This window comes from Bradyrhizobium sp. USDA 372, assembly GCF_053629095.1.
This window is the reverse complement of record NZ_JBRJHR010000001.1, coordinates 5,509,749-5,522,965: the sequence shown is the minus strand read 5'-3', so window position 1 is coordinate 5,522,965 and position 13,217 is coordinate 5,509,749. Positions and strand designations below refer to the sequence as shown.

At 57.2% G+C, this 13,217-nt stretch carries 11 protein-coding genes and 2 pseudogenes; 1 reads left to right on the top strand and 12 read right to left on the bottom strand.

All coding sequences use genetic code 11. The features are described from left to right. Nucleotides 1-394: 394 nt before the first annotated feature. The 8 genes from AB7M16_RS25805 to AB7M16_RS25770 form a co-directional block, all read right to left on the bottom strand. Nucleotides 395-1,723 carry a glutamine synthetase family protein gene (locus AB7M16_RS25805; RefSeq protein ID WP_124163815.1) on the bottom strand — a complete coding sequence of 443 codons (1,329 nt, stop codon included), beginning with the start codon at nt 1,721-1,723 and terminating at the stop codon, nt 395-397. Further along, nucleotides 1,723-3,009 carry an ATP-grasp domain-containing protein gene (locus AB7M16_RS25800; RefSeq protein ID WP_124163816.1) on the bottom strand — a complete coding sequence of 429 codons (1,287 nt, stop codon included), beginning with the start codon at nt 3,007-3,009 and terminating at the stop codon, nt 1,723-1,725. Before AB7M16_RS25800 ends, AB7M16_RS25805 begins: the two co-directional genes overlap by 1 nt. After that, nucleotides 3,006-4,025, bottom strand: coding sequence for an EamA family transporter (locus AB7M16_RS25795; protein WP_453945455.1), 1,020 nt, complete (start codon nt 4,023-4,025; stop codon nt 3,006-3,008). Before AB7M16_RS25795 ends, AB7M16_RS25800 begins: the two co-directional genes overlap by 4 nt. A gap of 12 nt (nt 4,026-4,037) precedes the next feature. Continuing rightward, the gene (locus AB7M16_RS25790) at nt 4,038-4,856 is read right to left on the bottom strand and encodes a gamma-glutamyl-gamma-aminobutyrate hydrolase family protein (protein WP_124163817.1); all 819 of its coding nucleotides are present in this window, start codon (nt 4,854-4,856) and stop codon (nt 4,038-4,040) included. After that, nucleotides 4,853-5,911, bottom strand: a complete 1,059-nt coding sequence (gene rtxC, locus AB7M16_RS25785) for a dhydrorhizobitoxine desaturase (protein WP_124163818.1) — start codon at nt 5,909-5,911, stop codon at nt 4,853-4,855. Before rtxC ends, AB7M16_RS25790 begins: the two co-directional genes overlap by 4 nt. A 31-nt stretch (nt 5,912-5,942) precedes the next feature. Continuing rightward, nucleotides 5,943-8,354 (bottom strand): 2-aminoethylphosphonate--pyruvate transaminase, encoded by a 2,412-nt coding sequence (locus AB7M16_RS25780; RefSeq protein ID WP_453945454.1) that lies wholly within the window; start codon nt 8,352-8,354, stop codon nt 5,943-5,945. Between the two features lie 793 nt (nt 8,355-9,147). Then, nucleotides 9,148-9,288, bottom strand: a complete 141-nt coding sequence (locus AB7M16_RS25775; protein ID WP_370137935.1) for an Lrp/AsnC ligand binding domain-containing protein — start codon at nt 9,286-9,288, stop codon at nt 9,148-9,150. A gap of 35 nt (nt 9,289-9,323) precedes the next feature. Continuing rightward, on the bottom strand, nt 9,324-9,599 hold the full coding sequence (locus AB7M16_RS25770; RefSeq protein ID WP_245333203.1) for an Lrp/AsnC family transcriptional regulator: 276 nt from the start codon (nt 9,597-9,599) through the stop codon (nt 9,324-9,326). A 277-nt stretch (nt 9,600-9,876) separates the two neighbouring features. Between AB7M16_RS25770 and AB7M16_RS25765 the strand changes: the two genes are divergently transcribed. Further along, complete coding sequence (locus tag AB7M16_RS25765) at nt 9,877-10,326, top strand: LysE family translocator (protein ID WP_199752467.1); 450 nt, start codon at nt 9,877-9,879, stop codon at nt 10,324-10,326. 32 nt (nt 10,327-10,358) lie between these two features. Here the strand turns inward: AB7M16_RS25765 and AB7M16_RS25760 are convergent, their stop codons facing one another. From AB7M16_RS25760 to AB7M16_RS25745, 4 genes and pseudogenes are all read right to left on the bottom strand, one after another. Further along, on the bottom strand, nt 10,359-10,454 hold the full coding sequence (locus AB7M16_RS25760) for a hypothetical protein (protein WP_260376181.1): 96 nt from the start codon (nt 10,452-10,454) through the stop codon (nt 10,359-10,361). 39 nt (nt 10,455-10,493) lie between these two features. Then, nucleotides 10,494-11,852, bottom strand: a pseudogene (tnpC, locus tag AB7M16_RS25755) (IS66 family transposase); the annotation flags it as partial. Nucleotides 11,853-11,967: 115 nt separating this feature from the next. After that, nucleotides 11,968-12,321 carry an IS66 family insertion sequence element accessory protein TnpB gene (gene tnpB, locus AB7M16_RS25750; protein WP_453945453.1) on the bottom strand — a complete coding sequence of 118 codons (354 nt, stop codon included), beginning with the start codon at nt 12,319-12,321 and terminating at the stop codon, nt 11,968-11,970. Then, nucleotides 12,318-12,638, bottom strand: a pseudogene (locus tag AB7M16_RS25745) (transposase); the annotation flags it as partial. The gene tnpB and the pseudogene AB7M16_RS25745, both read right to left, overlap by 4 nt. Nucleotides 12,639-13,217 lie beyond the last annotated feature (579 nt).

Below are 13,217 nucleotides of genomic sequence, written 5' to 3'. Positions count from 1 at the left end.
CGCATCCCAAGATATGCAGGGGCGGTTCTGCGCGATACCCTCATGCGGCGCTTGAGGGACAATCCTTTACGCTTCGCGAAATAGACTGCGCAGCATTTCTCGCTCTCATGAATCCAGGACCAAAAGTGATTGGCCCCTCTTCGCCGGCAGGGAATTCAGAGCGCCGCGCGGGGCGCGTCCTGCTCTTCGGCTTCGCCCCACTGGACAAATATTCCCCTTTTGCCTTCCTTCTTGAAAAAATCGAGCACATCTTACCTGCGTCGCACCGAAGCAATCGCAATTGCGGCCACAGAGCAGTTGGCAGCAGATCTCATCAGCTCCCCACGGTTCTTAACGAGAGACGCGCCCTTCACATGGCTGCGAGAGGAATGAGGCATAGAACTGTCAACACAAGCTAGATGATCTCGAAGTATCTCCGACGTTCAAAGTCGGTCACTCGATTTTGAACGGCGTCCCATTCCCAACGGCGCGAGCAAGAAAATGCTTCAACAAACCTTTCGCCGAAAACCTCGTTCGCTGCTGCTGACTGTGCAAAACGAGAAGTTGCCTCTGATAGGCCTTGAGGTAGTCTCGCAGTCATTTCCACGCTTGCATCGCCGGCGATCGACGCGGGTAGTGCCACACCTGTCTCGACTCCCAATATTCCGGAACCAATGGCACATGCGAGCGCAAGATAGGGGTTCACGTCTGCGCCAGCCAGCCGATATTCCAGACGATGGACGGATGGCTCTCCCGAGATAGCGCGAACCGCGCAGGAGCGGTTGTCAACTCCCCAGCTTGGACAGATTGGTGCCCAGCAGCCAGGCACAAACCTCTTGTAGCTATTGAAGTTCGGCGCAGCGAGCACACAAAACTCGTTCATGTAGTTTAATTGTCCGGCGATGAATTGCCTCATAAGCTTTGAGAAGTTGCCGACCGCATTGCTGTCGTGAAACGCATTCTGACCATCCGAGGACATCGAAATGTGAATATGGCCGGACTGGCCCGGCCAATCCTCGGAAACCTTGGCCATAAATGTAGCCATCATGCCTCGCCTTTGCGCCCAGGCCTTTATCATCGATTTGAATATGGTTGCTCGATCGGCCGCTTCCAACGCATCACAATGACGAAGTGACGCTTCGACCACGCCCGGTCCGGTTTCGAAGTGCAGTCCGCTGAGAGGTATTCTAGCTTTCTCACAAAGCGCCAAGATCTCATCGAACAGCTCATGTTGAGCAACGGAGCGCATAATCGAGTAGCCGAACGGGCCCCGTGTTAAAGGAACCCATTCGCTGAACGGCTTATCCTCAATTGTATCGGCGTTCTCCTTGAACAACATGAATTCAAACTCGAACCCGACAGCGCATCTGTATCCGAGGTCAGCAGCCCTTCTCAGGACTTTACGCAGAACACCCCGCGGGCAGATGTTCTCATGTGCGCCTGTGAACTCGGCAAGGTAGAGATATTGATTGCCGACGTCAGACACCGAACGGCCGGTGGCAGACAGAATACGCAGATCAGCATCCCCAAATGCTGATAACGGCTGCTGCGTGAAACTGATCGGAATGACCCGATCCGAACAATCCCACGCCAGCACTGCTTCAGAGAACTTGATGACTTTGTCTTGACCAGAGAGATCTTCACCTAAGAGGTGTTTGCCTCGCAGCACACCGTCGAAGTCGCTTACGCCGATCATCGCCGCGCGGGCTGGATTCGCTCCGGTCAAGGTTGCTTCAGTTGCCATCACTGGCTATCCCGCGCCACCAATTCGAACACCTGATCCATTCGCATTGCTCGCAACTTGTGATAGTCATCATTAAGCTGATTCATGTCGCTATTCACGAGATAGACGATGCCTGGTGTCGACGCCAAATCGATGGTCGGAACCAGCTCTTCACCCATTGGAACGAATGCGATGGCATCCGCAAAGCTCGGGAGTTTGCGGATTGCTTGGAGTCCCGGGTAGCCGGCAACGACGCCGCCCCTGTCGGAGATCAGGGAGACACAGAGTGCGTGCGCGTTCCGCTTGTACGGCCCGCGCATCCTCATGTACTCACCAAAGCCCTCGGGATCTGCGTAGCGCCAAGCGGTCAGTGTGATATGGTTATGCCCCAACGCCATCGTTCGTGCTTTTGCCGACATAGTCCCTTGAAGCCTCGCCCCGAAGTCCACCAGAACGGGCCCCCGATGATCGACAATAATCTCGGCATGAGCCGGTCCCTCGAGGATCTGAAGTGCCTGCAACGCACGTTTCAGGTAGTCGGAGAGCTCCTGAACGATTGGTTCGCTGCCGTCCAACAATCTCTCGAGTGAGCAGACCGATGATGCCCCCTCGATAGGAACGGTGTCATAGGTCCAGGCCTCCGTAACGAAGGCATCTCCGTGGATCGAGATGGCGTTTACTGTGTATTGTTGACCGTTTATTTTTTCCTGTCCGAGAGCAAAACGATTCAATGCTCCGACACGGTTCGTCTTCCCGACAATCGCGCTTAGAGCACGCTGAATATCGGAATCTGTCGAGCAAAAGAATACATCCTCGGTGCCCGTACTATTCAGAGGTTTGATCACGATCTCGTCGAAGTTCGCTTCGCGCCTCCAGCTTGCGATCTCTACAGCATTGTCCGACACGACTTGTCTGATCGATCGCACACCGGCATAGGTCAGCGCGCAAGACAATCGCGCTTTGTCACGCCGAGCAGCCGATAGAGCGGTCCCGTTTGAAGGTAAGCCCAGCCGCTCTGACAACGAATCGGCGAGTTCAACTCCAGACTCGCAGCCGGCGATAACGAACTCGACTTCTCTGCCATGGAGCGCCTGAAGATGATATTCAACGATGTCATCATACTCCATGCGCTCGCCGGGGCGAATGACCTCATCGTACAGATCCTCATTGAAATGCGCTTGGAATATAGGTGGAATCTGTGCGGCCGACATCACATGCACGGTCCCAATTCCATAGCGCTTGAATTCTTCGGGAAGGTAGCGACCCGTAGAGTATGCGTCCACGACTACACATTTACGTTCTTTCATGCGGATCTCCGATACTGCAAGTAGATGTTGCTGACAGCGATAGCCGTAATGAGGACATTTCCAACGAACGTATGTGACGAAGGCACGATGCGAGAATCGAAGTACTGGAACAGGAAGGTGACGATGGGGGCGGTGGACAGGACCATGTTGACGGTGAAGGGCTCTACGCGGCGAATGCCCTCCTGAATCAACAGCAAAGGCAAAACGATCGTCGACGGCCCAATTGCTGCGATCGCAAACCAATGCTGCGAGATCTCGGGCACGATAGATGAATGATCGACCAGCCCCAGCAGCAAGAGAATGGTTCCATAAAAGCGATGCGCCAGGACCTGTCGGCCGGAAAACCCACGGTCGAACAGCACCTTGACAAGTATATTTGTGAGGGCGAGCGATAGGCCGGCCACGATGGCCAAGACGATGCCAAAGGACGATCGGGCCCCCCACTCCACGCCCGCATTGCCGCTGGCCGAGATCCAAATCATGTAAGTCCCGATCGTCGCAATCGCGGCGCTCACGACAATATCGGATGTTGGCGGGGCGCCCCTGCGCCTGATCAGGGCGTTTAACCACACTGTTGCGGCGGGCCCCAACGCCACCATGAAAGCGACCACGATCGCAGGTTCAGCGTATTTCAGTCCTATAAATAGTCCGATCCAGCTGATCGCCGTCACGACGTTGAGTGCAACGAAGACAAGGAGCGACCATTTTCCGGCTCTTGCTTCGCCTCCCTCGTGGCGCGCCAAGAAGTTGAACGTCAGACAAACCACAGCGAACGACAGCAGGAGCGCCACGAACACATCGGCTTGCTGAAAATACGATGCCGCATAAACCTCGCCTGCCGCGCTCAGAACGACATAAAGCGCCACAAAGAACACTCCTAGAGCGAAGCCGCTCGTCAATCGTCCACCCTTTTTGTGCCCGCGAAGCCGGGCGGAGCTCTCGGAAGCCCAGGCGCGCGCGTCGGTTTCGGAGGACGGCCCTTTCGGCTCGCGCGAGCCACGTTTCGTTTGCAACATCACGATCTGCCTCTAGCCCTTCTTAGTTCGGCAGTACCCAACACACGCCTCTCCAAATGCTTTGAACAGTTGCTTGCTGAGGAGGTCGGTTGAGACGTGCCATTCGGGGTGCCATTGCACACCGATTTGCAGCGTCGGAGCGCCAATCACTGAAGCTGCCTCGACCAGACCGTCAGGCGCCCACGCCTCGCTCCTCAGCGCTGGGGCAAGCGCCTCGATGCCTTGATTGTGCAGCGAGTTGACTTGCGTTTCGATCATCCGCGCGATTGGAAAGAGTGCGCCATCGGATGATATCCTGACGGGGTGCGCGGCATCGTATTGACGGTCCCTGGGACGATCTGGCTTCTCGGCATGCATGGCGCCGCTTTCTCGGCTCCACTCCGCAAGCGATGGGCGGAGTGTTCCGCCGAAATAGACGTTGAGTTCCTGAAGCCCACGGCAGATACCCAGAATAGGCATTCCGAGGGCGATGGCGCTCTCTATGGCCACGGCAGAGAGCCTGTCCCGGGGACGGTCAAGGATCCCAGGCTCAACATCCTGCCGATCAGGATCCGCAAAGGACGCGGGCGCTGACAGGACTGCGGGGTCCACGTTCGATTCATCGCCTGTCAAGACCAGGCCGTCGAGCCGGCGCATGATGGCCGGGGCGACTTCGTCCCCGGCATCTTCCGCGTCGACGGTCGGCAATACGACGCAAGCCACTCCCGCATGCCGATGGAGTGCCTGCACGTACTTGCGCCGTAACCAGTCGCGATGCACACCATCGACCAGAAGACGGTTCGAAGTGACGCCGACAACGGCTTGGGTGGGCTCGGGCTGTTGCAACCTCACGCCACCTTGCCTCGCGTGCGAACACCGGCAACGGACTGCTCATACAGCCGTCGATTTCGCTCTTTCAACTGAGTTATGACGCTAGGCTGACCTTGAGGTCCCTTGACAAAGAGCCCGCCCCAGGTGGCGGCGACCTTCGCGTAGTTCGGATCCTGCATTCGGATTTTCTGAGCCTTGCGCAACAGCCAAAACGGGATGCCGGGTGAAAGGTGATGCTCAAGGTGGTACTCATCCAGATTCTGTCCCAGGATGGCTCGTTCGAGGAAGCTTCCTTTCCGATTCCTGGTGAGATAGACGTTCTGCGTCTCTGTTTCGCACATGGGTGAGTGCTCAGCGAGTTCGATAAACCAGCCGAGGACCTGAAACGTGGTGAGATAGGGCACGATCCAAAACAGGACGACGATATGGAGCAGACCAAGAGCATATGACCCGGCCAGGATGCTGAACCAGAACAGATAGAAGCCATACCTGTCGACAAGTATGCCTGAGCGGCTCTGATCTTCGGTCTCTTCGATCGAAAATCGATTAGTCCAAAGATACTTCAGATACGCTACTGTCGCGCCGCCGAAGATCGGCTTCCAAATGATGTTGAAAGCGTATCTCTCTGGAGGCTGCACATCGTAGACGCCGCTGGCCAGGAAAAACTTCAGGTCGGGATCCTTGTCCGGGTCGCCGAGATAGGGATGATGCAAGTAGACATGTGAGATCCGGTAGGCCCAGTGGCGTTGGAACAAGGGATAGGAAGCGAACAGAATGCCCAGGACATAATTCCAGGTCGTATTCTTCGCGAGCGTGCGGTGAGCCGCATCGTGAGCGATGGTTGTCAATCCGCGTTGATAGGCACCGATCAGGAGAACGGCCAGCGGGTAGAACCACCACGAGACAGACACGGTCGCAAGCGTGCACGCTGTGATGACAGCGTAATCTTTCGCAATGTAGGCAGCCCCCGTGATGTTGTCCGGCCTTAGCTCCGAAAGCTGCTTATTGATCTCCCGACTGAATTGAACGGCCTCATAGCGTGATGACCTCAGTTTCCAAGCGTCTGCCTGATTCATGAGAGCCTCTTCCTGATCGCCTTGCAGGTTGTCAGATTGCGGAAAGCGCCTTGTCCAGATCGCGCAAGATGTCGTTAACATCTTCGATGCCGACACAAAGCCGGATTGAGCCCCCAAATATGCCGGCGGCTTCGCGCTTTTCCCGCGGGACAGTGGTGTGGGTCGTCGAGACAGGATGAGTCACGAGCGTGCGGGCATCTCCCACATTGGAAACGTGATACATCAAGTCAACGTTCTGGATGAACTTGCGCCCGGCCATTTCGTCTTCCACTTCGAACATGACCATCGCCCCATGTCCGTATGCGGTGTTGAGTGTCTGATCGACGACTTCCCGATCAGCGCCCTCAAAGAGCCCCGGGTAGAAGACGCGACGCACTTTAGGATGCTCCTTTAGAACGCCGGCGACGATCCTGGCATTCGCGCAGTGCTGCTTCATGCGAAGCGGCAGCGTTTCAAGCCCTTGGATCAGTTGAAAGCTCGCAAACGGGGCGATGGCTGCACCCGTATCACGCAACCAGGTCATGCGAGCCTTGAGGAGAAACTCGCTCTTTCCTAGATCATCGACATCGCGCACAGCGTTGTGCCAGACAATTCCGCCATGCGCTTCGTCGGGACCGTTGAACAAGGGAAAGCGGGAGGCTCCCCGATAGCTAAATTTGCCGCTGTCAACGATTAGTCCGCCGAGCGTCGTGCCATGACCGGATATATATTTTGTTGCAGAGTACGTCGTAACTGCAGCGCCCAGGTCTGACGGCCGACATACCAGCGGCGTCGTCGTATTGTCTACGACCAGAGGCACGCCGTACCTTCGGCCGATTTCCGCCAGCTGTTTGACGGGGAGCGGAATCAGACAGGGGTTCGAAATTACCTCTCCGAACAGGCAAATCGTGCGATCATCAATGGCCCGTTCGAACGTCTCAGGCCTCCGGGGATCCGCTGTCCTCACGCTGATTCCCAAACGCTTTAAGGTGTTGTGGAGCAGGTTCCAGGTATTGCCATATAGATACGGAGAGGCAACGATATTGTCCCCTACTTGGCCACTTGAAAGGTTGATGATCGCAAGGAACGTCGCCGCTTGACCTGACGCAACGGCGAGCGAGTCGCTGCCCATGTCGACGGCCGCGTAGCGCTTCTCCAGCGCGCGGGTCGTCGGATTGATAATCCTCGTGTAGGTGAACCCATCCGCCTTGACGTTGTAGACGTCAGCGATGTGATTTAGATCGCCATCGAGTTCATAAGCTGTATTCTGGTAAATCGGCACTGCGACGGCTTTTGTCACCGGGTCGCGTCGATAGCCCGCATGCAGAACAGCAGTCTCGGCGGAAAGCCGCAGCTGCCGCTCCCCAGCTGCTTGAGCCGGCATCTTTACGCGCGCCCCATATGCCTCTTGGCCCGACGCCGGCCTTGCTGACCGAGCCGGACCGGAGCGGAAATATGTACGAAAGGCGCATCCCAATTTCTCAATCCAGCTGGATTGGATTTCCCCAATGCAACCGACCCGAAAGCTCCGCGTCGCAAGATGCAGCTTCGAGTAGACGTAAAGATTGTGGGCCGCCAAGTGGCGATACAGCCCATCGAACCCTGGCTGGTCCACTATTCCGGGCGGCGCACTGAACGCAACACAGACCGGTGACTGCAACTCGGGGGACAACAGCGGAGCCACTATCCCTTCGAGTTCCTTGATGAGGTCGTCTCTGACCTTCTCGTACCTGAAGCGCCTGGCATCGATGCCTTCCTCGTGCAGAATCTTCAAAGCCATTGCCGTTGCCTGAACGACGTGGGTTGGAGGGGTCGACCGCCACTCACCCGTGCGCTCGAGCGAGCGCCATTGATCTCTCACATCGAGCACAAACGATCTCGGTTCTTGAGTCGCATTCTCCAGTAGCTCGCGCGAGGCGGTGACAAACGCTACTCCCGGCGGCCCTTCTATGCACTTGTTGCTCGATGTGACCAGTACGTCAGGTCCACGCTGGCTCAGATCGATATTGAGGGCGCCGAAGGAACTCATCGCATCGATGATGGTCTTTACGCCACGTCGCCTCGCCACCTCCACGATCTCGTGCAGCGGATTGACGATTCCGGTTGTCGTCTCACAATGCACGAAACACAGGTGCGTAACGCCGGGATTTCGGCTCAGATACTCGCCGATCTCTTCCGGATCCAACGGATCGGTCGCGCGCTTGACAAGCTTCAGTGCTTCGACACCCCACAACCGCAAAATTTGTAGAATGCGCTCGCCATAGATGCCGTTTACGCAAACGAGCGGCCTGTGGACTCGGGACACAAATGAAGAGAGGGCCGCCTCCATTGCAAAGGAGCCACCTCCTTGAATAGGCACCACCGAATATTCCTCAGCGTTTCCCAGCAAGTCGAGCATCAGCCGCCTCATGCAGGCGGTCACCTCCTTGAACTCGTCATCGCGAGACGCTAGATCAAGCTGCATCTGGCTCCTGACCGCCAGCGATAACGATAATGGACCAGGCGTCAGCAAAGACCGCTGTCTTGTCAAACCATTCCTCCTAACATTGTATTGGTCGATGACCTGGAGTACGCACACCAGGGAGCGCCGTGGCGCGCGTCCCATTCCTCATCAACAGCTTCGAATGAAGCGACATGTATCGCGGACGCGTTTCGCGTCGGCGCGCCCGAAAAGGCTGTCGGATGACAACCTCCATATCTCATCGCGGATGCGAGAGCGATGTTTCACAAAGCTCCTCATTGACGCCCTTCAGACCTCCCAAATAGCCTTTGGCACTAAGCAGTCGGCGCAACTGGCGCCGACGTACGCTCTCCTCCACTGTCACGTATGTGCAAGCTTGAGCGCGGTCGCCCTCTTGCAGCCATGAAGCGCCAATCGGCCGTCGATTTATGTGTGAGCCTGTCCGGTCAGGCACGCTTTACGCTAGCAAGGCGATGCAGCCAGGAGTCGACGTGCCCGGATTATCAATGCCTGACACACTCGATGATCGTGGTTCGCAGCGGGAGTCTAATGCGTTGCTTTGGACTTGATACATTTGCACTCCGTCGCTAGTTGGAGGATCTGGGACGCTGATGACTGTCCATTTCGGAGATCGTACAACTTGACGTTACGGGCGGTTCAACCCTCTCCGGGCATTTTCTCACGTAAATTTTTCTGACGTACTCCCATTTGGCGGCGACAAGCTGACGTAAGCAGCAGAAGACAGAGGATTCACATCGCGGTTGAATCGTAAGCGGTGTTTTCCTCCCACCTGAGATCAGATCGGGAATGGTCGGCTCGGGATTACACTTTTCATCACCAACGTCGAATTGAGGCGCATGACGTGTGGCAGGGCGAGAAGGCTGTCGTCGTACAGTCTTTGGAATGTAGCTAGGTCCTTGCTGACGACGTGAAGCATGTAATCAGGCTCACCGAAGAGTCGCTGGGCTTGGACTATCTCGGCACCCCGAGCAGCGCCTTCTCGAACGCCAACACGTTTTCTCTGCTCCCCTCGCGAAGAGTCGCATAAACAATAGCCGCAAACCCAAGGCCCAGCTTCGATGGCTCTACGGAGGCTCTGTAATCCGTTATCACTCCGGCTTCTTCCAGCGCTCTCAACCGACGATGGCATGGCGAAAGGCTTAAACCGACGCGCTCCGCTAAGTCGGCAGCAGAAATGCGGCCTTCGCGCTGAAGAATAGCAAGTATCTTGCGGTCAATTGCGTCCATGCGAGAGAATATGCCTCATATCGCTCGTTCATTGCAATAAATTGGGAGCACATTTCGCCAGCGACGCCGTAAAAATCCGCATCTCGCAATCAGAGGTGCATGAGATGGAAATCGGTTTGGTCGCCGCCTTTTGGGCTTTGTCGCTGTCACTTGTCCTGACACCAGGAGCCGATTGGGCTTACGCGATATCGGCAGGCATGAAGGACTCGTGCGATAGTGCCTGCCGTGACTGGAATGTTGCTGGGGTACGTAGCAATCACGACAGTAGTAGCCGGGGGTGGGAGCCATCGTCGCCAGCGTGCCGTCTGTCCTAACTGGGCTTACACTGATCGGCGCGGCCTACTTGTTCTATCTTGGGCTTGCGGTTTCACGGAGCCCGCCCCTTCCGGAAGCAGGCCAACAGCAGACAGGAAGTTGGTATCAGTGGCTGACGCGCGGCTTTGGTATCAGCGGCATCAACCCTAAAGCGCTGCTGCTCTTCCTGGCCATCCTACCGCAGTTCACCAGTCGTCTGTCTACGTGGCCGATATCGGAACAAATCGCCTTGCTGGGCGTAGTTCACATAACCAATTGTGCCGTGATTTACACAGCAGTGTCGGCCACTTCACGTGCTGTCCTTCGAACCAGACCACGCATTGCTCGGCTGGTCGCACAAGCTTCCGGTGTCGCGATGATCACTATCGCAATCGTGCTTATTGTCGAACAGCTATCACAGTTCAGCAGGTGACTGCTCGTTCGATCAGGGCATTCCTGCAAACGTTAGCCATTTGTCCGCCGCGAATAGTTCCACGGCATCAGCACGTCGATATGCATCTGCCTGTGCCCGTTTACGATGGCGGTGAGTGTGGAGGACAGGTAGGCGAACGGATCGACGGCATTGAGTTTGCACGTTTCGATGAGTGAGGCGATCGTCGCCCAGTTCTCCGCTCCTGCATCGTGTCGGGCGAAGAGGGCATTCTTCCGGTTCAACGCAATCGGCCTGATGGTGCGCTCAACCGTATTGTTGTCGATCTCGATCCGGCCGTCAGTCAGGAAGACGCAAAGGCCATCCCAGTATTTGGCGATATAGGCCAACGCACCTCGCCGAGCGGCGACTTGCCCGCGACACGGGCGCGATGATGCGTCAGCCAAACCCTCATGTCCGCGATTAGCGGCGCTGATCGTTCCTGCCGCCCGGCGAGTCGAGCTTGTGCGGAACCGCGCAGTTCTGCCTCGATGATAGAGTTCACCAATCCGCTTCAAGCCTTCGTCGGCAATCGGCGCTGATCCGGTGCGAGTGATCTCGACCAGTTTACGACGAGCATGCGCCCAACAATAGGCAAGTTGGATGTTCGGCCCAACACGATCCGGCGCGATCAGCCGATTATGTCCGGCATAACCATTTACCTGAAGGATGCCCGTAAATCGTCGCAATATCCGCTCGGCTTGTAGCCCGCCGCGACCGGGTGCATAGGTGAAGGCTACCCCCGGCGGCGCACCTCCGTCCCACGGTCGATCATCACGGGCCAGCGCCCAGAAGTATCATGTCTTCGTTTTACGAGAACCTGGATCAAGCACCGGCGCACGGGTCTCGTCCATGAAGAGCTTCGTTGACCGCTTCAGGTCCGCAAGCAAGGCATCGAAAACCGGACGCAGTTCGAAAGCTGCCCGACCAACCCAGTCGGCGAGTGTTGAGCGGTCGAGATCAATCCCCTGGCGGCTCATGATCTGGGCCTGGCGGTAGAGCGGCAGATGATCGGCATACTTGGACACCAGCACATGCGCGATGGTCGCCTCGGTCGGCAGTCCTGCATGGATCAATCGTGCAGGTGCTGGAGCCTGCGCTACGCCGTCGGTACAGGCACGGCAGGCGTATTTTGGACGATGAGTAACGATGACACGGAACTGCGCAGGGATGACATCCAGCCGCTCGGATACGTCCTCCCCTATGCAATGCAGGCCACCGCCACAGTTGCAGATCAAGCTCTCCGGCTGGATGATCTCTTCGACACGAGGAAGGTGGGCGGGAAGAGAGCCACGATTGGCGGCGCGAGATTTGCGGCTCGGTTTGCCCGAGGGGCTATCGGCTTCATCTTCGGCATGGATGGCCGCTATGGCGGTTTCCAGGTCTTCCAATGCGAGATCGAATTGCTCGGGATCAGACTTCTCGGACTTGCGCCCAAAGGCAGCCTGCCTGAAGGCGGCGACCAGCTTCTCTAGCCGTCCGATCCGATCATCCTTGCGGACTTCACGCGCTTGAGCTGCGAGCAGCATCGCCTTCAAGGCAGCAATATCGTCCGGCAATCGGCGGCGTCCAACATGCCGGAAGTTAATCAAACTCTACCTCTGTTCGCCGCCCGGATTTGTCGCCCGAGTCATCGTGCCGCACCTATTCGATTGCGGTCGGTGCTCTTGCCTCAACGGTACGAACCTGACGCCAGTCGAGATCCGCAAACAGCGCCTCGAACTCGGCATGCCCAAGGGTCATCAGACCGTCCCTAATATCTGGCCAAGTGAACGTGTGCTCCTCCAGCCGCTTGTAGGCCATCACCAGACCGCTGCCATCCCAGTAGATCAGCTTCAGGCGGTCCGCTTTGCGGGATCGGAATACGAAGACCGTTCCTGTGAACGGTTCCTTGTGCAGCTCGTTCTTTACCAGCGCCGCTAATCCGTCGTGACCCTTGCGGAAATCGACGGGCTTGGTCGCCACCATGATCCGAACGCGGTTTGATGGAAAGATCATGAGGAACCTGCGCATGCAAGCGCGATAGAGGCGATCCGGGCGGCAGATGCGTCTTCTTCCAGACGGATCGTCACAGAGCCGAAGAGAATCTCGGGGCGGTTGGCTTTCTTGAGCGGCGGCTCCGAAATGGGGGGCTCGACGTTGACCGCTGCGAACTCCGCCGCGTCCTCGGGTGGTGGCAGAACTAGCTTGCCCTGCCGCGCCATCGTCCGCCAGGTGGAAAGGTGGTTCGGATTCAGGCCGTAGCGCTCTGCGACTTGATTCAACAACGCTCCGGGCCGAAGGCTCTCCGAAACGATCTGCGCCTTGATCTCGTCCGGCCAATGCCGATGCGGCTCACGTCCAGTGGCGCGTGTCCATCTTTCAAATCGATCGCTAGGTCGTCAGCATCCATTGTTTGCTACTACACGCCGCTCGCCGCGAGACATCTCACCGAGCGATCATGGCGACGGTGAAGGTACGGTGATTTACGGCGGTTCAAACGCCCGAGCCGGCGAGCCACGCATCACCAGCACAAGTACCTCGCCCATGAGGTACTCTGGTTCGACGATAGTCACTTCCGAGCCGTTCTGCTCGCTTTGACTCCTCCGGGGCCCGCTCGTTGATGTGCACTCGCGTTCTACGCGGTCTACAGTGCGGTCGAGCACGTCGATGGCTGACCAGAGCGGCTCATCGAGAGATCATTCTTTGTCGCTTGGCCAGCGATGAGCTCCGTTTCCTTTTCGGCCGCCTCAATGGCCGCCTTCATGGCAAGCAAGGATGGAAGGCGGACTGGAGCATGACGCAAACACGGGACGGAGCTCCGTAGCGCAGGACGGCTAATGTTCGCGGCAGCGTTGCCTCGCGACGCGAAGGTGACTGGGCGTACGCCGACGGTGTTCGCCTACGAGCGGCGG